At 42.4% G+C, this 21,438-nt stretch carries 23 protein-coding genes; 1 reads left to right on the forward strand and 22 read right to left on the reverse strand.

Going from position 1 to position 21,438, the window contains the following annotated elements; translation table 11 throughout:
* Positions 1–3 precede the first annotated feature (3 nt).
* The gene (hemW, locus tag O3602_RS00705) at positions 4–1,134 is read right to left on the reverse strand and encodes a radical SAM family heme chaperone HemW (RefSeq protein WP_371610948.1); all 1,131 of its coding nucleotides are present in this window, start codon (positions 1,132–1,134) and stop codon (positions 4–6) included.
* 318 nt (positions 1,135–1,452) lie between these two features.
* On the opposite strand from hemW, the gene O3602_RS00710 reads away from it, so the two are divergent.
* On the forward strand, positions 1,453–2,976 hold the full coding sequence (locus O3602_RS00710) for an ATP-binding cassette domain-containing protein (protein WP_371610949.1): 1,524 nt from the start codon (positions 1,453–1,455) through the stop codon (positions 2,974–2,976).
* 177 nt (positions 2,977–3,153) lie between these two features.
* On the opposite strand, the gene proC is transcribed toward O3602_RS00710, so the two are convergent.
* The 21 genes from proC to rplU all read right to left on the reverse strand — a co-directional run bounded on the left by proC (position 3,154) and on the right by rplU (position 21,409).
* On the reverse strand, positions 3,154–3,981 hold the full coding sequence (gene proC / locus O3602_RS00715) for a pyrroline-5-carboxylate reductase (protein WP_371610950.1): 828 nt from the start codon (positions 3,979–3,981) through the stop codon (positions 3,154–3,156).
* Positions 3,982–3,984: 3 nt separating this feature from the next.
* A complete protein-coding gene (locus tag O3602_RS00720) occupies positions 3,985–5,232 on the reverse strand; it encodes a glutamate-5-semialdehyde dehydrogenase (RefSeq protein ID WP_371610951.1) in 1,248 nt (415 codons plus the stop codon).
* A 10-nt stretch (positions 5,233–5,242) separates the two neighbouring features.
* On the reverse strand, positions 5,243–6,352 hold the full coding sequence (gene proB, locus O3602_RS00725) for a glutamate 5-kinase (RefSeq protein WP_371610952.1): 1,110 nt from the start codon (positions 6,350–6,352) through the stop codon (positions 5,243–5,245).
* 73 nt (positions 6,353–6,425) lie between these two features.
* A complete protein-coding gene (locus O3602_RS00730) occupies positions 6,426–7,316 on the reverse strand; it encodes an RluA family pseudouridine synthase (protein WP_049485459.1) in 891 nt (296 codons plus the stop codon).
* Complete coding sequence (gene lspA, locus O3602_RS00735; RefSeq protein WP_371610953.1) at positions 7,306–7,767, reverse strand: signal peptidase II; 462 nt, start codon at positions 7,765–7,767, stop codon at positions 7,306–7,308. The genes O3602_RS00730 and lspA overlap by 11 nt, the downstream gene beginning before the upstream one ends.
* Before the next feature lie 3 nt (positions 7,768–7,770).
* On the reverse strand, positions 7,771–8,673 hold the full coding sequence (locus O3602_RS00740) for a LysR family transcriptional regulator (RefSeq protein WP_371610954.1): 903 nt from the start codon (positions 8,671–8,673) through the stop codon (positions 7,771–7,773).
* A 127-nt stretch (positions 8,674–8,800) separates the two neighbouring features.
* Positions 8,801–10,207 (reverse strand): 6-phospho-beta-galactosidase, encoded by a 1,407-nt coding sequence (gene lacG / locus O3602_RS00745; RefSeq protein WP_315377470.1) that lies wholly within the window; start codon positions 10,205–10,207, stop codon positions 8,801–8,803.
* A 102-nt stretch (positions 10,208–10,309) separates the two neighbouring features.
* Positions 10,310–12,010 (reverse strand): lactose-specific PTS transporter subunit EIIC, encoded by a 1,701-nt coding sequence (locus O3602_RS00750; RefSeq protein WP_371610955.1) that lies wholly within the window; start codon positions 12,008–12,010, stop codon positions 10,310–10,312.
* Positions 12,010–12,327, reverse strand: a complete 318-nt coding sequence (locus tag O3602_RS00755; RefSeq protein WP_003007713.1) for a PTS lactose/cellobiose transporter subunit IIA — start codon at positions 12,325–12,327, stop codon at positions 12,010–12,012. Before O3602_RS00755 ends, O3602_RS00750 begins: the two co-directional genes overlap by 1 nt.
* Positions 12,328–12,361: 34 nt before the next feature.
* Entirely contained in the window at positions 12,362–13,195 is an 834-nt protein-coding gene (locus O3602_RS00760; protein ID WP_371610957.1) for a PRD domain-containing protein, read from the reverse strand.
* Between the two features lie 452 nt (positions 13,196–13,647).
* Positions 13,648–14,628 (reverse strand): tagatose-bisphosphate aldolase, encoded by a 981-nt coding sequence (gene lacD, locus O3602_RS00765; RefSeq protein ID WP_371610958.1) that lies wholly within the window; start codon positions 14,626–14,628, stop codon positions 13,648–13,650.
* A 1-nt stretch (position 14,629) separates the two neighbouring features.
* Positions 14,630–15,559 (reverse strand): tagatose-6-phosphate kinase, encoded by a 930-nt coding sequence (locus O3602_RS00770; RefSeq protein ID WP_061455172.1) that lies wholly within the window; start codon positions 15,557–15,559, stop codon positions 14,630–14,632.
* Between the two features lie 10 nt (positions 15,560–15,569).
* Positions 15,570–16,085 carry a galactose-6-phosphate isomerase subunit LacB gene (lacB, locus tag O3602_RS00775; protein WP_003002763.1) on the reverse strand — a complete coding sequence of 172 codons (516 nt, stop codon included), beginning with the start codon at positions 16,083–16,085 and terminating at the stop codon, positions 15,570–15,572.
* Positions 16,086–16,101: 16 nt separating this feature from the next.
* Entirely contained in the window at positions 16,102–16,527 is a 426-nt protein-coding gene (gene lacA / locus O3602_RS00780) for a galactose-6-phosphate isomerase subunit LacA (RefSeq protein WP_003007724.1), read from the reverse strand.
* Positions 16,528–16,729: 202 nt separating this feature from the next.
* Positions 16,730–18,205, reverse strand: coding sequence for a PTS galactitol transporter subunit IIC (locus tag O3602_RS00785; protein WP_049498245.1), 1,476 nt, complete (start codon positions 18,203–18,205; stop codon positions 16,730–16,732).
* A gap of 98 nt (positions 18,206–18,303) precedes the next feature.
* The gene (locus tag O3602_RS00790; protein WP_003002828.1) at positions 18,304–18,609 is read right to left on the reverse strand and encodes a PTS sugar transporter subunit IIB; all 306 of its coding nucleotides are present in this window, start codon (positions 18,607–18,609) and stop codon (positions 18,304–18,306) included.
* 35 nt (positions 18,610–18,644) lie between these two features.
* Positions 18,645–19,121 carry a PTS sugar transporter subunit IIA gene (locus O3602_RS00795; protein WP_023918370.1) on the reverse strand — a complete coding sequence of 159 codons (477 nt, stop codon included), beginning with the start codon at positions 19,119–19,121 and terminating at the stop codon, positions 18,645–18,647.
* A 342-nt stretch (positions 19,122–19,463) separates the two neighbouring features.
* Positions 19,464–20,210, reverse strand: coding sequence for a DeoR/GlpR family DNA-binding transcription regulator (locus O3602_RS00800; RefSeq protein ID WP_371610871.1), 747 nt, complete (start codon positions 20,208–20,210; stop codon positions 19,464–19,466).
* Positions 20,211–20,423: 213 nt separating this feature from the next.
* Positions 20,424–20,717, reverse strand: a complete 294-nt coding sequence (gene rpmA, locus O3602_RS00805) for a 50S ribosomal protein L27 (protein ID WP_003002805.1) — start codon at positions 20,715–20,717, stop codon at positions 20,424–20,426.
* A 17-nt stretch (positions 20,718–20,734) separates the two neighbouring features.
* Entirely contained in the window at positions 20,735–21,079 is a 345-nt protein-coding gene (locus O3602_RS00810) for a ribosomal-processing cysteine protease Prp (RefSeq protein ID WP_003002581.1), read from the reverse strand.
* Between the two features lie 15 nt (positions 21,080–21,094).
* A complete protein-coding gene (gene rplU / locus O3602_RS00815; RefSeq protein ID WP_003007734.1) occupies positions 21,095–21,409 on the reverse strand; it encodes a 50S ribosomal protein L21 in 315 nt (104 codons plus the stop codon).
* Between the last annotated feature and the right edge of the window lie 29 nt (positions 21,410–21,438).

Here is a 21,438-nt window from a genome sequence, read left to right on the forward strand (position 1 = left end):
CTTCTACTCCAAAATAAACTTCTCTGCTACAGTGTCTCCTAAAAAGAGACCTTTCTTGGTCATTCGAACAATGTCCTTGTCAGGTACCAAAAGTCCCTGCTGGGTCAATTCCTCAACCACTAGTCCATATTGTTGGTCAAAATTCACACCAAACTTTTCTTCAAAACGCTTCTTGGAAACGCCTGTTTTCTTACGTAGTCCTAGAAACATCTCTTCTTCCATCATTTCTGTCTGAGTCAAGTGCTCTTCTTGGACACGCGCATTTCCCTCGTCAACAGCCTGCATATAGTGACGGATAGGCCCATGATTCTTGTAGCGAACACCGTTGACATAGCCGGATGCACCAGCTCCTAAGCCATAATACTCGGCATTATCCCAATACATGAGGTTGTGGCGACTTTCAAAACCAGGCTTGGAGAAATTAGAAATTTCGTAATGCTCAAAGCCTGCACGCTCCAACTCCTGAATGATGTATTCAAACATCTCCGCTTCCAGCTCCTCTTTAGGTAGTGGAAGCTTGCCCCGTCTCATGCGGTTCATAAAGACTGTGTGATTCTCCAGAATCAAGCTATAAAGACTCATGTGGGGAATGTCAAGGGCAAGAGCCTTAGCGACATTTTCCTTGACCTGCTCCATGGTTTGCGTTGGAAGCGCATAAATGAGGTCGATCGAAATATTGTCAAAACCAGCCAGCTTCAGACGGTCGATATTGTCATAAATGTCCTGCTCTTGGTGGCTTCGACCAATCTTCTTGAGCAAGCGATTATCAAAAGTCTGCACGCCCAATGAAACCCGATTAACCGGCGAATCCTTCAAGACCGCAATCTTATCCGGATCCAAATCACCAGGATTGGCCTCGATGGTCAACTCCTCCATCTGAGAAAGATCAAGTGACTTGGTCAGCTCCTTGAGCAGATAGGCTAGCTGATCCGCAGTTAAGGCTGTCGGTGTCCCACCCCCAATATAGAGAGTCCGTAAATTTGTGATTTCTTCCCGACGAAATTCTTGGATCAAATGATCCAAATAAGCATCGACCGGTTGGTTCTTAATAAAGACCTTCGAAAAATCACAATAAAAACAAATCTGGGTACAAAATGGGATATGGACATAAGCGGACGTTGGTTTTGTATGCATACCTCTAATTATACCATAAAATCCCCCTAAGTCCGAGAAGAAAAGGGTGGATGACGCAAGGATTTCCTTGACAAGAAGGAATAAAAGGAATAGAATGAATTTAATCATATTCGGAGGTAAGGAGATATGAACAACTAAGTTTCGTTAAATAAAATACTTTATTTAGTGGACTGCTTGTTCTATCTCTTTTTGTGTACCCTCTTGCCTATTTTCCAACTTTTTTTGGCTAAATAAGGTCTTTTTCTGCCTGGGTTCCACTTGAATACAGCTCTACTAAATAGGTAGAGCTGTTTTTTTGCCCCAGTAGAAAGGAATCTTATGCTAAAACTATCCCACCTCACCATCCGCCATACAAAAGATTTACGCGATTTGGTTCGCGATCTGTCCTTAACCATTCATGAAGGAGAAAAAGTTGCCATTATTGGCGAAGAAGGAAATGGAAAATCTTCCTTACTTCACGTCCTCATGTCCCCAAAATCCCTACCGGATTATCTGACAATAGAAGGCGAAATCACCACTTCCTTTCACTCCTATGCCTATATTCCCCAGTCTTTGCCAGAAGCATTGAAGGGAAAAACATTGGAAGAATATTTTTTTGGAGAAGACGAGCTAGACTATGCCATCCTCTACAGACTGGCTGATCAATTGCAGTTTGATAGCGACCGCTTTGCAAGCGACCAAGCTGTTGGAAGTCTATCTGGAGGAGAAGCCCTCAAAGTCCAACTGCTTCACGAACTTTGTCGTCCTCATGAATTACTATTTTTAGATGAACCTTCAAACGATCTGGATTTGGAAACCCTAGACTGGCTCCAGCAGATGATCCAAACGAGCCCCCAAACCATTCTATTTATTTCCCATCATGAGGATTTTTTGACTCAGACAGCGGATACGATCATCCATCTAAGACAGGTCAAACACCGCAAGGAGGCTGAAACCATTGTAGAGCACCTAGGCTATCAAGACTACAGTAGCCAGAGGGAGCAACAATTCAAGCAGCAGTCCCAGCAAGCTGCAAACGATCAACGAACCTACCGAAAAACAATGGAGAAGCATCGTCGCGTCCGTCAGCAAGTTGAAACATCCTTACGAAACACCAAGGATAGCACTGCTGGACGTCTCCTGGCAAAGAAAATGAAGTCCCTCCTCTCACAAGAAAAGCGCTACGAGCGAGAATTCCAATCCATGACTCCCCAACCCTATGATGAGGAAGTCATCAATCTGCATTTCCCTCCCCTCACTCCCTTGTCTCCTCAAAAACGAGTCCTTCTATTAGATCAGGAAGAGCTCGCAATTGGTGACCGTGTCCTGATCAAGAACCTATCCCTTACACTTCTAGGACAGGATAAAATAGGGATTATCGGTTCCAACGGTGTGGGGAAATCCACTTTCCTAAAAATGATATGGAAAAGTCTACAGAAGAATGAAAGTATCCGCACTGCCTATATGCCTCAAGATTACACTGAATGCCTCCCTCTGACTCGGACACCAGTTCAATTCTTACAGCATTCAGGTGATCGCGAAGAAATCAATACCATTCAATTGCATTTAGCCTCTCTAAATTTTACCTATTCTGAAATGCACCATCCGATCTCTGAACTTTCTGGTGGCCAGCAAGGAAAACTCATTCTCCTTCAATTAGTGCTCACATGTCCCCAGTTTCTGCTCTTGGACGAGCCTACTCGCAATTTTTCCCCCACTTCCCAACCAGAAATTCGACGCCTATTCGCAGACTACCCAGGCGGACTAGTCACAGTCTCCCACGACCGGACCTTCCTCAAAGAAGTCTGCCAAAAAATCTATCGTCTGACCGAAAACGGTTTGGTAGAAATAGATTCGCTCTAACGTAAAAAAGATTGGCCAAAACCAATCTTGGAGAACATAGAAAAAATGTTCTATTATACAAATCCTATAAAAATATATTAGTCAGTGTTATCCAATCCTCAGTTGAAACTTTCCGCCGTGAGAAAAGTGCTAGAAACACTCTTGTTTCTAGCACTCGGAATTATTGAGACCTTAGGCTCAATAATTAGTCATGTCCTTCGTTGCCTCTTGTCCCATCTCTTGGGTGCGTTTATAGGCTGCTTCCACTCCTGCAATGATATCGCCCCGCAGGCCGACTTGTTCTAAGCGGTTGACTCCTGCGATGGTAGAGCCGCCTGGGCTACAAACTGCATCTCGCAAGTGGGCTGGGTGTTCTCCTGTTTCTAGGACCATACTCGCAGCTCCTTTGAAAGTCTGTGCAGCCATCTGCAAGGCTTGCTCTCGTGAAAGTCCTAAGCTTACTCCTGCATCTGCCATGGCTTCAATCATCTGATAGACAAAGGCTGGACCACAGCCTGCGACAGCCGTTGCAGGATCCATCAATTTTTCTTCGATCTCATAAAGAACTCCAGCTCCTGCTAAAAGCTGGTTGACTTTGGCTACTTGCTGGTCTGTCACTGCTTGGGAGCGGGCCAGACTGATGACACCCTGGCCAATGGCTACGGGCGTATTGGGCATGATGCGAATTAGCCCTAGATGGTCGTTCTGGATCACGTCAGCCATCTTTTCTAGTTCCAGGCCTGCAGCCATGGACACTAGCAAGAGATTAGAGTGTTGGGCCAAAATGCCTTGGTACTCTTCTAAGAGAGGGCAAATCTGATAGGGTTTGACACCTAAGAAGATGACCTCCGCCTCTTGAAAGACTTGTTCAAGATCAGACGCCGTTCCCCCATACTGGCTGATAAACTCTTCCACCTTTTGTGGGGAACGGTTGACCAAAAGCAGGTCTGTGCTAGCCACTTCTTTTACGACCGCTTTGGCCAGACTAGCTCCCATATTTCCAAGACCGATAAATGCTACTTTCATGACTTACCTCACTTGACCATTTCCACTGACGATATACTTGTAACTGGTCATCTCCCGCAGTCCCATTGGTCCACGCGCATGGAGTTTTTGGGTCGAGATCCCCATTTCACAACCTAGGCCAAATTGACCCCCGTCTGTAAAGCGTGTAGACGCATTGACATAAACGGCTGCTGAATCTACTTGCTTGGTAAAATAAGCGGCTGTCTCAGGATTTTCAGTCACAATGGCATCCGAATGATGGGTGCTATGAGCTTCTATGTGGCCTACCGCTTCCTCGACTCCATCAACAACCTTTACTGCTAATATATAATCTAAAAATTCGGTATCAAAATCCTGCTCCTGCGCTGCTGTCCCCGAAATGATAGCCTGTGCGTCCTCATCTAGACGCAACTCAACCGATCTTTCCCGCTCATCCACTAAGCGCTCTTTGACCAAGGGCAAGAAATCAGACGCGATCGCCTGATCGACCAACAAGACCTCCATAGCATTGCAGACGGATGGGCGACTGGTCTTGGCATTTTCAACAATCGCTAGGGCTTTCTGGAAATCAGCCTCCTTGTCCACATAGACATGGACAATACCAGTTCCTGTCTCGATCACGGTGACAATGGCATTTTCAACAACTGCTTGGATCAAGCCAGCACCACCACGTGGAATGAGCAAGTCCAGATAGCCCTTAGCCTTCATCATAGCAAGACTAGAAGCTCGACTCGTATCTTGGATCAATTGGAGAAGATCTGGATTGAGTCCAGCTTCTTCCAATCCAACCTTGAGGGCTGTTACGATCGCTTGGGCAGAATGAAAGGCATCCTTTCCCGTACGAAGAACCACTGCATTGCCACTCTTGATGGCAAGCGCTGCAGCGTCCGACGTCACATTTGGACGGCTTTCATAAATGATCCCAATGACGCCCATAGCGACTCGAACTTTCTGGATTTCAAGGCCATTTTCCAAAACTTCAGTATCCAGCACTTCCCCAATCGGATCTGGCAGATCGATTAAAGCACGGATACCTTGTGCCATCCCTGCAATCCGCTCTTGATCAAGAAAGAGGCGATCTAGCATGACTTCAGAGATCTTCCCGCGTGCCGCTTCCATATCGATCTGATTGGCTGCTAAAATGGCATCCGTCGCTTTCAGAAGCTGGCTGGCCATTGCTTCCAAGGCCTGATTTTTTTGGGCTGTATTAGCTGTATTGATGCTTTTCTTAGCTGATCTCGCTAAGGCTAATTGTTCTTGTGTTGTTTCCATACATTTTCCTTTAGAATTCTGTAAAGAGTAAGTCAATCTCAGGAGTTACCGAGATCCAATCATCCCGGTGGATGAGGATTCCCTTGGCTTTTTTAGATTGGAGCATATCGCGCACAGCCGACTGGCCGAGACGAACTTTCCCTTTCCCTAGTAATTGTCCTGACTCTTGATGATAGACACTGACGATGTCTTGATAAGAAAAATCCCCTTCTGCCTTGGTCACTCCAGAAATTAATAAGCTCTTTCCGTATTGCAACAAGGCCTCAGCCGCTCCAGCATCCACCCAAAGAGCTCCTTTACTTTCTGCATAAAAGGCTAGCCATTGCTTCTGGGTTTTTAACCCCTTGTCCTCTGCTAGGAAGTAACTGCCATCTGCTTGTTCTTGCGCCGCTTCGATCAAGGCATCAGGCTTGAGAGACGAGCAAATATAGACGGGAACTCCTGACTCTGTCGCCAGGGTCGCTGCCTTAAGTTTGGTCAGCATTCCGCCAGTTCCATTGCTACTACCCGCACCTCCAGCCATCTCGATCATCTCACGAGAAATGTGTTCGATTCGATCCAAGCGCTTAGCAGTTGGATCCTGAGAGGGATTGGCTGTATATAGGCCATCGACATCCGTCAACAGCACCAAAAGATCCGCTTGGGCCATGGCTGCAACCTGCGCACTCAAGGTATCGTTGTCACCAACTTTTAGCTCAGCGATAGAGACCGTATCATTTTCATTGATAATCGGAATCGCCCCACGGTTGAGCAAGACAGAAAGGGCCTGGTGGGCATTCTTATAGCGACGTTGATCCGCAAAGTCATCTTGGGTTAATAAAATTTGTGCAGAAACAATGTTGCGTAAAAGAAGATTAGAGGTATATTCTTCCATCAATAAGCCTTGACCAACTGCCGCAGAGGCTTGCTTGTCTGCCACCTTAGTCGGCCGTTTCTTAAAACCAAGGGCACCAAACCCAGCAGCAACCGCCCCCGATGAGACCAAGATCAACTCATAACCCGATTCGTGTAAGAGAGCCAACTGCTGGGTAATGACCTTGACCTTCTGTCTGGAGAGACTCCCATCGGGATTGGTCAAAGACGAGGTCCCTACTTTAAAGACGATTCGTTTTGCTTTCATCTCTATGTTTCTTTCTAATACTATTTATTTCGTATGTAATGAAAGTGACTGAATCTCCATTCAGCCATCTTCATTATCCTTTTCGAAGGTCTTCCAGCGTTTTCTCAAAGATTGCTGGCACTTCTGCTGTAAATTCCAAAGTCTCTCCTGTGCGAGGGTGGGTAAAGCCGAGTGTCCGCGCATGAAGAAACTGTCCTTTCCCTTTGAGTGTCTTCTTAGGACCATAAGCAGGATCTCCAGCTACTGGATGGCCAATATAGGCCATGTGCACCCGAATTTGGTGGGTCCGACCAGTCTCCAGTTGTAACTCTACCAGCGTGTAATCCCCAAAGCGCTCCAAGACTTGAAAACGGGTCACTGCAGGTTTTCCTTTAGCCGTAACCGCTTGTTTTTTCCGGTCCTTTTCACTGCGACCAATTGGTGCTTCGATCATGCCCCGATCGTTAGGAAGATTGCCATGGACAATGGCCCAATATTTCCGGAGAGATTTTTTGTCTTTTAGTTCCTCTGCTAAGGCGACGTGGGCTTGGTCATTTTTTGCGACCATCAAGAGGCCTGACGTGTCTTTATCAATCCGGTGGACGATTCCTGGACGCAATTCTCCATTGATCCCTGAAAGGTCTTTGACATGGTATAAGAGCGCATTGACCAAGGTCCCGCTGGTATGACCCGCACTGGGGTGAACAACCATGCCCTGTGGCTTATTGACCACCACAACATCCCGGTCCTCATAGACGATGTCTAAGGGCAGATCTTCTGCTTCATAGCTGACCTCTTCCACTTCTGGGACTTCATACTGGATGATGTCTCCTTCTTTGACCGTATACTTAGCCTTTTTCACAGTTCCATTGACCAGAACTTTTCCTTCTTTGATCTGCTCATTGGCTACAGCTCGTGACAAGGGAGTCAAATCCGCCAAAGCCTTATCCAGTCGCGCACCGGCTACTTCGATTTTAATTTCCATGCATTTCCTCTTTCAACATCAGGATCAGGAGCAAGAAAACTCCAACTGTCAAATAGCTATCCGCCACATTAAAAATGGCAAAATTCATAAAATCCAGGTGGAACATATCGACCACAAAGCCCTGACGCAGGCGATCGATAAAATTCCCCAAGCCACCTGCAATTACCAAGGTCAAGCCAGTCACCATCCAAAGCGATCCTTTGAGGTGCTTATAGAGATAGTAAAAGGCTCCCGCCATCACTAGGAGCGTGATGATGGTAAAGAACCATTGCTGATTTTCAAGAAGCGAAAAAGCTGCACCTGTGTTTTGAAGATAGGTCAGGCTGACCACATGGGGAATAAAAGACTTAACGATACCCAGTGGAATGTTCTTGACTACATACCATTTGACCAACTGATCCAGTAGGACCAATAGCACGATTGCTACCGGAACCATTGTTTTTCTCTTCATTTCTTACCTCTTTTGATCAAAATACTCTACCATGACCTCGACAAACTTCTCTGCTACAGGTGAGAGATCCACCTCTTCGCGTTTGACATAGACCATCTTATTGTCCAAGTTGTCTTCTAAAGGAATCACAGTAATGCCATTCACTGACTGGCTATCTAAAAAGCCTGATCCTGTCGCATAAGCATCTGTCCGCTCCAAGATCCCATTCAAGGTAGCCCGGTCGGTTACATTGAACATTTGGGAGCTCGAACTGGTATCGACAAAATTCTCTGAATAATAGAGATACTCATCTTTTTCTTGGGTAAAGCGAACAGTTGGCAACTGAGCTAGATCTTCCATGACCAGTTTTTTCTTCTTAGCCAGAGGGTGTCCCTTGCGAAGGTAAATATGAGTCTGAAAAGGAATCAAATCCACCACTTCAAGCCCTAATTTATCAACCCGTTGCATAATCCCCTTGGTATTTTGACGGTTGAGATAAATAATCCCCAACTCACTATGCCCTTGAGCCACTTCATCCAAAATTTGGACCGTCGTTGACTCAAAGATGCGGAAGTTTTTATTTTCCGGATAGCGGATCGAGAATTCCGTCATCAATGGTGGCAAGAAGTCATAGTGTTGACTAGAAATGGAGAATTCATTCTTCTCTTCTTCAGGACTAGCATATTGATTTTGAAAAATATCAAACCCTTTGACCACATCCTGCGCTTTTTCATAAAATTCCATTCCTCGACGGGTCAAAAAAGTCCCAGAACTGGTCCGACGAAAAATCTTAAAGCCCAGTTCTTTTTCCAGATCTCTGACGGATATGGACAAGCTCGGCTGACTCACATACATTTTTTCAGCAGCTTCACGAAAAGTACCACTATTGGCAATCGCCACTACATATCGTAATTGTTGTATATTCATTCTATTTTCCTTATTACAGTATCGATCTATTATACCATAAATTAGGGGCTGAAAGAAGAGATGGGTTTAAGAGACCTTCATCAAGTGAAAATAAAAAAACTGGAACTAAAACAGTTCCAGTTGATACTTATTCAATTACTTGAGTTTCAGCTAATTTCTTGTACCAATGAGCCGATTTCTTAGGATAACGTTCTTGTGTATCGAAATCAACGTAGAAGAGTCCGTAACGTTTTTCATAACCATTAGACCATGAGAAGACGTCCATGAGTGACCAGATGAAGTAGCCCTTGACGTTTGCACCATCAGCAATCGCATCCGACAAGACTTCCAAGTGTTGTTTCACATAATCAATCCGGCCATCATCGTAAACTGTGTTGTCCACAAATTCATCTTTGTATCCCAGTCCGTTTTCAGTGATGTAGATCTTCTTGTAGTTTGGATAATCTTTCTTGACGCGCATGATTTGGTCATACAAGCCTTGCGGATAGATGATCCAGTCCCAATCTGTCCGAGGGACATAGTCAGGAGCCACACGACGTCCAACACCTTTGATTTGGTACTTAGAGCTTCCTTTTTCCCCTTTACCATTGTGGATGATTTCAGTTTCGCCATCAAAGGCTTCCATCCAGTCACTCATGTAGTAGTTAATTCCAAGGAAGTCGTTCAAATCTTTAGCTGCTTCAAGTGCTGCAAAGTCTTCGTCCCGAAGATCCAAGCTACCACCATTGACGGATAAGATGTGGTTTACCCCTTCCATGGTTGCATCTGAGTAGTGTCCAAGGTAGGTTGCATCCAAGATAAATTTGTTGTGGATGATATCTTCCAACTCAGCCGCCCGAACGTCTGCAGGATTTTTAGGATCCAATGGATACTTAGTTGGAAGGGCGTGAACAACCCCGATTTCGCCTTTATAACCTTTGTCTTTATACAATTTCACAGCACGCGCATGCGAAACCATCATATTGTGGTGTGATTGGAAAACTTTGGCAAGGTCATACTGAATACCTGGTGGGAATTTACCGACTAAGTATTGACCATCACCGATTGGGCCAATTTCATTAAAGGTTGTCCAATAGTTGACTTCTGGGAATTCTTCAAAACAGAAAGCAGCATAATCTACAAAGTGTTCGATATTTTCACGATTTAAGAAGTCTCCATTTGAGTGAAGAGCTTCAGGAGTATCAAAGTGGTGAAGAGTTACGAATGGTTCTACATGACGTTTATGACATTCTGCAAATAACTTATGATAGAATTCTACCCCTTTTGGATTGACTTCACCATAGCCAGTTGGGAAAATACGTGACCAAGCAATAGAAATACGAATTCCGTTTACGCCATATTCTTCCGCCAACTGTAAGTCTACTGGATATTTATGGTAGAAATCACTCGCTGGTTCAGCAGTATACCAATAGTTGTCTGCTAAATATTTATCCCATGCAACTGGTCCTTTTCCGTCAGTATGAGTCGCACCTTCTGCCTGGTAAGCTGCTGTTGCGCCACCGAAAATAAAATCTTTAGGTAATGTTTTTGACATAAGTTTCCCCTTCTCAATCATAAAATAAAAATAAAGCAAGATGGAGAGGAGTAAGTGAGCAATCCTTCTCCATCTCACTTTAATCAACAGTAAATGTATTTATTATTGAAATTGTTCTTGAACGAATGCAAGAGCGCCTTTACCATCACGAGTCAACTTGATGTATTGAGCTCCTTCAGTCTTAGCCAATTTGATTCCAAGTTTATCTGTTTCAGCCTTCATATCTTCATAGTTTGAAGCTACTTGAGGAGCAAGAATAACAAGGTCAAATTCTGGCAACATTTCACGGTGAGCACCGTAACCACCAGCAGCAGCCTTCACAGGAACATTGTATTCTGCAGCAGCTTTATTCAAAGCGTTGGCAAGAAGTCCACTAGTTCCACCACCGGCACAAAGAACCAATACGTTAGTTTCTTTTGTGATATTGTTTTGAACTGGTTCACCTTCAACACCAGCTTTTTCAAGAATCGCATCTGCTTTTGCAGTGTTAAAGTTTGCAGCTACTTTTTCTTTTAATTCATCATTAGCTTTACCTGAACGTTCTTCTTCAAGAATTTGTTCATCATAAACCTTGAGGAATGGATAGTAGATAGCAATATCTACTACAATTAACAATGCTGCAAGAGCGAATGATAAGAACTGGAAGTTTGTACCAAGAACAATACCAAGAGGTCCTGGTGTAGTCCATGGAAGGTTGGCAGTAAATGAGTTCATGCCAAGTGTTTCAATAAAGAACTTAAAGATCCATACGTTTGCAATTGGTGCAAAGATGAATGGGATAAAGAAGATTGGGTTCAAAACAAGTGGTGCACCAAACAAGATTGGTTCGTTTACACCGAAGAATGTAGGAACTACTGAAGCGCGTCCAATAGCACGATTTCGTTTCGATTTACACAACCACATAAACATGAATGGAACCACAAGAGTTGCTCCTGTACCACCCATAGTGACGATGAACATTTGTGTACCAGATGTAAGGATCTTATCAGCGTGCATACCTTGTTGAAGGAGGTTCAAGTTGACTTCGGCATTTGCATAAGTGATCGCTGCAATCACAGGCTCAACGATAGATGGGCCGTGAATACCAATAAACCAGAAGAAGGCATAAGCACCAAAGATGAAAGTAATACCGAGGTATCCGTCTGCAGCTGAGAATAGTGGTGCAAGAAGAGTACCGATTGATTCAGCAACTGTTACATGAAGGCTTGCTTTCACAACTAATTCAAGTGCATACAAGAGAACAATTGAAACTGTAAATGGAATCAAGTCTTTAAATACTTGTGAAATATTTGGTGGAACCTCGTCCGGCATGCGAATCGTCACATTGTTTTTCACACAGACCTTATAAACATTAACTGTAACAAAGGCTGCAATAAAGGCTGTTAGCAACCCTTTAGTCCCCATGAATGCTGTTAAGAATCCGCCATCTTTAGCAGGTTCAGCAGCCATGAGCAAGAAGCCAACCATAGAAGCCAACATTGTAGAAATGAAGTTGATTTGGTTGGTTGCTGGGAGGTCACGGTTCATTGAATCAGTCAAAGCCTTAGCCGTTGTCCCACCAACGAAGAAGGCCAAGATGCCCATAGAATAGCTATATGGAGTCATCAAGAGAGTTTCAATATCTTTAGACCAATGGAATCCCCAAGCGTTTGGTACATACGCAATTAGGATGAAGATAGATGAGAATAAGATTACAGGCATCCCTGCAATGAAACCATCCCGAATCGCTCGCAAATATTTGTTTCGAGAAATCTTTTCAAAGAATGGTTTCCCTTTTTCAATCAGTTCAATCAGTTTATTCATTATTTCGCTCCTCTTTTATATAGTTCAATCAGATGGTGAATCACGTCTTTTAATAGGATTGTTGTCATGAGATGGTCTTGACCATGCATCATGGTAATGCTATAGGGGATTTCTTCTCCTGCTGCTTCATGCGCTAGCATGGTCGTTTGAGATTTGTGAGCCTCAGCGATACAAGACCCTGCTTCTTCTACTAAGGATTCTGCTTTAGCAAAATCACCATTTTCAGCAGCTTTTAAGGCTTCCACTAATTTTGATCGAGCGTCACCGGCATAAGCGACAATTTCAAACCCAAGTAATTGGACTTCTTCTTTATTCATGTTGGTTCCTCCTTATGATACCTTTTGAAAATTTTTATAATAGACGTTGAATATGAAGGGCTAAATAGACTCTTTCATTAGGAGATATCTTGGCTCCTGTCTGTTCAGCGATGGTTTGGTAGATTTGATGACTAATCTCATAAGCCTTTGGATAACTTAGCTGGATCAGTTGTTCCATCTCGCTCAAACCTTCTGGATCTTCTCTTCCCTTATCTAGCGAATCTAGGAAATAATTGAGATGGATCATAAAGCGATCATAGAAATGACTGTTTTCTTCTTTCCGTTTCAATCCATTTTGAGCTAGTTTTTCTTCTACAGCTTTCAAAATAACTTGTCGGTCCTGGACATCTGGATCTTGCTCATGAATCATTTCCCCTTGTGCATTAATGAAATGATAAGCGATGCGATTCACTTCATCGTCAGGAAATTGATCCAAGAGTCGCTTTCGAAAGATCTCAATCGCTTCTTTTGCGATTTTATAGGGAATTGGATGCATAGCAGACGCATCAGGAAGGTCACTGTGTTTGTATCTTCCCTGTTGAACTGCCTGGTAAGAACAAAAGATGTGATCTGTTAATGTCACATAGATATATTCTTGAACAGGATAGGCATATTTCTTAGACAAGGTATCAATCACTTCATAAGTGGTTGTAATGAAATCAAGAGGAACATCCTTTAGAAGGGCCATAAAGTTTTCTCTTGACTCATCCGTGTTTAAACGAAATACTTTTTCGACCTTATCATCAGCTACTAGATCATTTTTCTTTTTCCCAAAAGCAATCCCACTCCCAACAACAATTAACTCTTGTTGTAGTTCATTTTGAACCAAAGCAACATTATTGTTCATTGGATGGATAATACGATACATGAGGCTCTCCTTTGTAAAATTTGTTAAAAGCAAATAAAAATGACCACGAAGCAACTGAAAAAATTAGCCTACACTAATTGTTCAGTCTACTTGTGGTCACGCCTAATCTAACTTAGTAACGCTCACTGCTATTCAACTTTATAAACTTATTCTATCATAAGCTTTTTGTTTTGTAAACCCTTACAGCGAAAATTTTTAAACATTTTTTTATAAAAAAGAAACAAGACCTTAAAATAATGAAGAGGCTGGGACAAAAGTCCTAGCCTCTCAATCATCTTTGGATTGTCGAGCAAGACGCAGTGGTTGAGTGGGCTCTACTACGCTGATTTCATCAGCTTTTACAGCCCTACTCAACTGTGCGGAGGTGGGACGACGAAATCGAATTCTAACGAATTACCGATTTCTGTCCCACTCTCTAACTGTTGCTTTAGGAGGCAATCATCATTTGAATCTTATACGCGTTCTGTCCAAGGTGTCGCTACTTTAGCCAAGACGTCATTTAATTCTTCAATATTTTGTCGACCTTCTGTACGAAGCCATTCACGAGCAGCTGCTTCTCCATCTTTGATGTAGGCTTCTACTGAACCTGCCCATGTCGCACGTCCACAAAGAACACCGTTGAAGTTAGCACCAGACTCATGCGCAAATTCCAAGGTTTCTTGGAAGAGTTTTGCAGATACACCAGCACTGAGATAGATGTATGGAAGGTTAGTTGCTTCTTCTTGTTCTTTGAAGAAAGCAGCTGCTTCTTCACGACTATAGACTACTTCTCCTTCTCCAAATCCTTCCACGAAGTTCACATTAACTGGAACTTCCACTTTCAAGACATCGATATTGAAACGAGGATCTGAGAAGACTTTCATAGCCTCAATCACCTTACGAGGTTTCACTTTCGCATATTCAGCAGAGGTTGCATCTGCAATTCCTTCATCATAAGCCAAGATTTCAAGGAAGAATGGAATATCTTCAGCAGCGCATTCAGAACCGATGCGTTCGATATAAGCTTGTTTTTCTTGGTTGAGTTCATCTGCACTGTCTACATCATAGTAGAGCAAGAATTTCACAGCATCTGCGCCTTGTTCTTTGATGCGTTTTGCTGACCAAAGGTTCAAGCAGTCTGGCAAGCGCTTGGTGCTTGATGTATCGTAACCTGTTTTTTCATAGGCAAGTAAGAGACCAGCATCTTTGTCCAAGGCTTTTGTAGCAGGTAGACCATATTCTGGGTCCAATAACATAGATGAAGCATATTTTGTCAATTCATCAGCTACAAGGACTTTTAATTCTTCCATTTGTGCTACTGTTGGTTCTGTGTCTTGGTATTTGGCCATCAAGCGTTTCAAAGCCCCACGTTGGTCGAAAGCCAAAGCTGAAATAACACCGTCTTTTGTACTAAGACGTTCCAAATAGTTGCGTTTTTGTTCTGTTAATACCATTTTATACCTCTTTTACGATTAATTGTTGATACAAGGCATCATAGTGCCCCATGTTGACATGTCCTGTTTGTGCTTCTTGCGCATTTAACATTCCAAGAACATTTGCTTTCTTGAGCAAGTCTGCGTCACTCTCATGATGATAGAGACCAGATGCAATCCCTGCAACAGTCGAATCACCAGATCCGACTGGATTGACGACATCGATCTTAGGAATATCTACCTTATAGAAGACATCCCCATGCTTAGCGAAAGCGCCATTTGCACCAAGGGAGACAATCACCCATTCGATGCCATCAAAGAGAGAATCCTGAAGAACTTCTTTTAAATCTTCCACATTCTTACTCACTTCTTTTCCTAACAACTGTGATAATTCTTCATTGTTTGGTTTAATGACCGTAGGCTTGACAGCTGCTTGAATGGCAGCTTCTAAAGAAGCTCCCGAGCAATCAAGTACGACTGGTTTCCCAGCTTCCCTTGCAATCTTGACAAGGCTAGCATAGTAGTCCACTGGTAAACCAGCAGGAAGACTTCCAGAGATGGCAACAACCTCTACTTGTTCAACCAAGTGACGATAATGGTCGAGAAAGTCTTGGCCTTCTTTCTCAGAAATGGTTGGACCTTTTTCTAAGATTTCTGTTTGCTTGCCTTCGTGAAGGATGGCGATACAATTACGTGTATCACCAGCAATTTCAAAGAAACGTTCCTCTATCCCTTCTCCTAAATGATCGAGAATGAATTGCCCCGTTCGACCACCAAGTAGGCCAGTCGCTGCCACTGGATCCTTTATCTCAGAAAGTACACGAGTAACGTTAAGACCTTTCCCACCAGCTGTCTTACTCACCTCAGCCACACGATTGACAGTATCCAACTGGAGTACATCCAAAGGATAAGAAATATCAATCGAAGGGTTCATCGTGACCGTTAATATCATACGTCACCTCTTAGTCGTGGTATTCACCACGGTCCCATTTTTCAAGGAATTCTGTAAAGAAATCAGCATCCGCTTGATGAGCATTATGGGTTTCCACATGTTGGATCTTAGCGATCAATTTTTTATTTTCTTCAGTTGGTTTGTATTCAGCGTGGATGAATGCTTCAATGATATCGCACATGAGCAATTCACCAGTAATTTTACCACCAAATCCGATGACATTTGCGTTCAATTCTTCTTTAGCATAGAGAGCAGTTGTCATATCGCGTACCAAGGCAGAACGGATACCAGGTACTTTGTTAACCGCATTGTTAATCCCAACACCAGTACCACAGATACAAACACCAAGATCTGCTTGGCCACTTGCTACGGCTTCACCGACTTTCTTACCAAAGATTGGATAGTGGGTACGTGTATGGTCATAAGTCCCAAAGTCGAGCACTTCGTATCCTTTTGATTTCAAAAAATCAGAAACAGCCATTTTTTCATTTGTCACAATGTGATCACAACCAATTGCAATTCTCATTTGAATTCTCCTCTCATTAGCACATCTTATTCAACATATCAACACGGATTTGGTGACGGCCGCCGTCGTATTTACCATTGACGAAGCCTTTGGCAATGTTTTTCGCCAATTCATCTCCAACAATTTCAGCTCCCATGGTAATCATTCGAGAATTGTTGTGTCCACGTGTCATATAAGCAGAACGTTCATCTGAAACTTCTGCTGCCACCATTCCTTTGATTTTAGTCGCAACCATAAATGGACCAGCTCCATAAGCATCAATCACGATTCCAAGATTTTGATCGTTTTTGTTCACTTCGCTCGCAACTGCAAGTGTCACATCTACAAAATCTTGACCTTCAGCGGTTACATCTACAACATCGAAGTTTTCTTTTACAAGAAACTCTTTCACGAGATCTTTTAATCTTAATCCTGCAGCATCTGCACCAATTACAATAGACATGTCCTGTCCTCCTTTTGTTTGTTTCAGCAAATATTCCTGTTGTTAATTTTTCACAAAGAAACATTTTCTTACTTTTGATATTATATTACACCTATTTTGAACGAAAGTCAACATTAAATTGTTTATTTTCGAACATTTTTTAAAAATAAAAACACCATATCTAGAAAAGATATGGTGTCAGTTTTCAAACTACATGCAACGATTATTTTGCATTTGCAGCATATTCTTCGTTACGTTTGATCATTTGTTTTCTGTACCAAGCGAAGATTCCGATATAGAATGCCAAGAAGACAACTACACCAAGGATAGCTTTGATATCACCAGTTGTTGCGTTACCGATTGTCCAACCGAGCAATTTTTCAACTGGTCCTTCAAGAGTTGAGTGAGTGATCAATTGAGTAGAAGCTACCCCTTTAGGGAAGGCATCAACACTCTTAGCCAATTGAGTTGCAAATGGTGCAATCAATGTACCTGAAAGAAGGAAGAGTGGCAAGAGAAGGCTTCCGAAGATGATCATACGGATCAATTTACCGCGTGTTACAACCAACAAGGCTGGAGTTACACCCATAGCGATGATACCAGCAAGTGGCAAGATACCATTTCCGACTTTAGAAAGAAGCACTGCTTCGATCAACATGATTGGTGCAAGTACGTTGGCACAAGCCCAGATTTCAGCACGACCAGCGATAAATGGCCAGTCCAAACCGATGTTGAATTTACGTCCTTGAAGACGTTTCGTAGCAACGTTTGTAATACCTTGTGACAATGGTTCTACCGCTGCGATGAACCAAGAACCGATCAATGAGAACAATTCCAAGCAGACACCGGCAGTCAAACCAAGGCTCAACCAACCTTTAATAACTAATTCCCATTTGTCAGCATCTTGCACACCAGCAACTGGATGTGGAGTACCCATGATACCGATGACGATACCAAGAAGGAAACCGATGAAGAATTTAGATCCCCAGAAACCGATCTTCTTGTTCAATTTAGCAGCGTCGAAGTCGTATTTGTCAAGACCTGGGAAGAATTTGTCAAAGATTTTATCCAAGACCATGATGATTGGGTTCATCATGTAGTTCATGTGAGTAGATGTCATAGGTGATGAACTTGGTGCATTCAACAAATCATCAAATGTTGGTTTCATCAAGTCTGAGTTGATGATTTTCATAACCCCTACAAGGACAACGGCAAGAGTTGCAACGAAAAGTGAAACTCCTTGGCTGACACCGTTATTGTCAGCATACCATTTGATCAAAAGACCAGTGATAGACAAGTGCCAGATATCGAAGATATCGACGTCAAGTGTATCCGTTTTCTTGATCGCAAGCATGATAACGTTGACGATCAACATAATCAACAAGAAGTAAAGTGTCCAGGCAGACCCCCAAGTAATGGTCGCAAGAGGCGCCCAACCAACGTCTGTGATATTCAATTGAATACCAGTATTCTCAACGAATTTTGCAAGAGATGCTGAGAAAGCTCCATTCAACATACCGATGATAGCACCGATACCAGTAAGGGCGATGGCAAGTTTAATACCACCTTCAAGGGCTTTAGAGAATTTCACTCCAAATAAGAGAGCCAATAAAGTCAAGACGATCAACATGATGATCGGAGCACCCATGTCTAGGATGGGTTTGAAAAATTTATTGGCAAAATCAATAATGCCATTCATAATAAATCCTCCCGATTTATGAATTTTTTGTAATTTACAGCAGAAAGTGTTCCCAATTTTATAATTGGATAACGCTTACAATCACGTTTAAAAAAATATTAACTTAATCCATGTTCTTTAATGGCAGCTTCGATGTTATCGAAGACTGGCGCACTCATCGCTGGAATACGGAACAAGATTGGTCCTGCTTCTACCACTGGAATACCAGGATCGAATCCCAAATCAGTTGCAGCAATTGGAGTAAAGATGTCATAACCAGAAATCAAATCTTCATTGACGTCTTTGACCATGACAGCGTCACAACGCACATCATAACCACGGTTTGACAACTCTTCTTCCAACGCATTCTTAATTTGGTGGCTAGAGTTAACGCCTGCACCACAGGCAGCTAAAATTTTAATCATTTGGATGTCCTCCATTATAAATATTTACGAATGTTTTAGGAAATAGTTTCCGTAATGTATTGATAAAGCTTATCTTCACTATCTAATTTCGATAGAGCTTCGAGATTTCCATTGGATGTAAAGAAATCCATCAGCTGGGCCAAAATATTGGTTTGGCTTGAGCTCGTATTATTGATAATAAAGAATAAGAGTGAAACTTGAACTTCCTTATCTGGAGCAATCATATTATGGAAAGTTACGGGTTGATCCAAACGAACCACGACCACATTCTCAGTGAGATTATGGACAATGTCTGTATGCGGGATCGCCACATTTGGTAAGTCCTTACCAAGAAATTCCATGTCTAATCCAGTCGGGAAAGACTTTTCACGCTCAATCAAAGCGGAACGATAGGTTGGTGTCACAATCTGTCGCTCTTCCAATAAGCTTGCTACCTGCTCAAAGAGATCTGTTTGATCCTTGGCATGTAGGCAAAATACAAGATCTTTGTTAAAGAGTTGATTTAATCCCATTGTTGCCACCTCCTTATCTAACTATTTATTTTATAGCTTCAGTATATCACTATATTGATTGAGTGTCAATCATTTTTTGTCTAAATTTGTTTAATTTTGTTTGTATATCGCTCTAAAGCGCTTTCTATCCGTCATTTTCCAACATCATTAAATCAGTAAAAAGAGAGTGGGACAGAAATCGGTAATTCGTTAGAATTCGATTTCGTCGTCCCACCTCCGCACAGTTGAGTAGGGCTGTAAAAGCTGATGAAATCAGCGTAGTAGAGCCCACTCAACCACTGCGTCTTGCTCGACAATCCAAATACAATTGAGAGGCTAGGACTTTTGTCCCAGCCTCTCATTTTATATGATTTTCGTATACAAGGCATATTTGTCTTTGATCTTCTTTGGAATACTATCATCAGTAATAATGGCATTCAGGTCTTCCACTCGATAGAAACTATAGAAAGAATAGCTATCAAACTTACTGTTATCAGCAACCACATATTTCTCAATTGCGTTGTTTAGAATAATAGCATTACCATTTCCCTCTTCTTCATTGGCTGTGGAAACATGATGCCCATCGATGCCATTGACCCCGATGAAAGCTTTAGAAACCTTGATTTCTTTCAAGAGTTTATTGGCAAATTGACCGACAAAAGTTTGTGTCTTCACCCGGTAGCGACCTCCAACTAAGATCAAGTCATAATTTGGAAAATCTTTTAGCTTTTCAAAAATGGGGAGGGAATTGGTGACAATACTGATTTCCTTTCCTTCTAAATAGTCGCCGATAAAATCTGTTGTCGTACCAGACCCAATAAAGACGGTATCCCCATTTTCGATCAAGTCTGCACATTTTTTTGCAATGGTTCGTTTCTCATCAATATTGATGAGATTTTTCTCACTGTGAGAAGCCTCTAACAAGCTATCTTTTACCTTTTTGTGGGCTCCACCATGTACACGAACTAAAAGACCTTGTTTTTCAAGATCGATCAGATCACGACGAATGGTCATGTCTGTCACCCCAAAGAGTTCCTTGAGTTCTTTGACTGATACCACACTTTTTCGATCCAGTTCCTGAAGAATTTCAACATGTCTGCTATCTTTCATGGTACTACTTCCATTCCTACTATATTTGTCTCTATTATACTATATTTTTCAAAAAACACAAATTCAAACATTATATTAACAAGGGTAAACATGATATTTTTAAATAAATAAAAGAAAAAAGCCTTCTGATAAATCAGAAAGCTTTAATTTTGCTATTTCTAGCTTCCTCACCTTTGGATCAAGGCTCGGGACAAAAAGGTTTAGAAAACCTTTTTATTTTGCGATTGGGTAAACAGAAACTTGTTTTTTATCGCGACCTTTACGTTCGAAGCGTACTACGCCTTCAACTTTTGCGAACAAAGTATCGTCTCCACCACGTCCAACGTTCACACCTGGGTAGATGTGTGTTCCGCGTTGACGGTAAAGGATAGATCCACCTGTTACAGTTTGTCCATCAGCTGCTTTAGCTCCAAGACGTTTTGCTTGTGAATCACGTCCGTTTGATGTAGAACCTCCACCTTTTTTGTGGGCGAAAAGTTGCAAGTTAGCAAGATTCAATTTCAACATAATTGTTTTCCTCCATGTTAGTTTTCTGTGATAACTCTTGTTTGGACGAACTCTGAAGAGTTCTCCGATAAGTTTGCCATCCCTAAGAAAAATGATTCAAAGAATAGTTGGGTCATTTCTCTTTGATGTGGTGGAATATCTGTCGGGATTGTGACCCGAAGGAAGCCACCTTCTTCTTCGTTTAATTCTAGATCCGGTTCGTAGCCTGCAAATTTCTCAACAGAGTTGACAAAGTTAATGGCTAGAGTCGAAACCGATGCACACACGACATCAAAGCCATATTCACCGCTTCCAGCGTGCCCAGTGATTTCTGCACTCCTCAGCTCGCCATCTTCGGCTCGTTCAAAGACTGCTTGTATCATGTGTTCTCCTAAAAATTAAGCGTTGATAGCGTTGATGACAACTTTAGTGTAAGGTTGACGGTGACCTTGTTTACGGTGGCTACCTTTTTTAGGTTTGTACTTGTAAGTAACAACTTTCTTTTGTTTTCCTTGTTTTTCAACAGTTCCAACAACAGTAGCTCCTGAAACAAGTGGAGTTCCGACAACAGTGTTTTCACCACCAACAAGAACAACTTCGTTAAATGTAACTTCTTGACCAGCTTCAACGTTCAATTTTTCAACGTAGACTGCTTGACCAACTTCAACTTTAACTTGTTTTCCGCCAGTTTTAATGATTGCGTATGTGCTCATTATGCACCTCCTATGTATTTTTGGGTTTC

The organism is Streptococcus sp. 27098_8_186 (genome assembly GCF_041432055.1).
GTDB classification, from domain to species: domain Bacteria; phylum Bacillota; class Bacilli; order Lactobacillales; family Streptococcaceae; genus Streptococcus; species Streptococcus dentalis.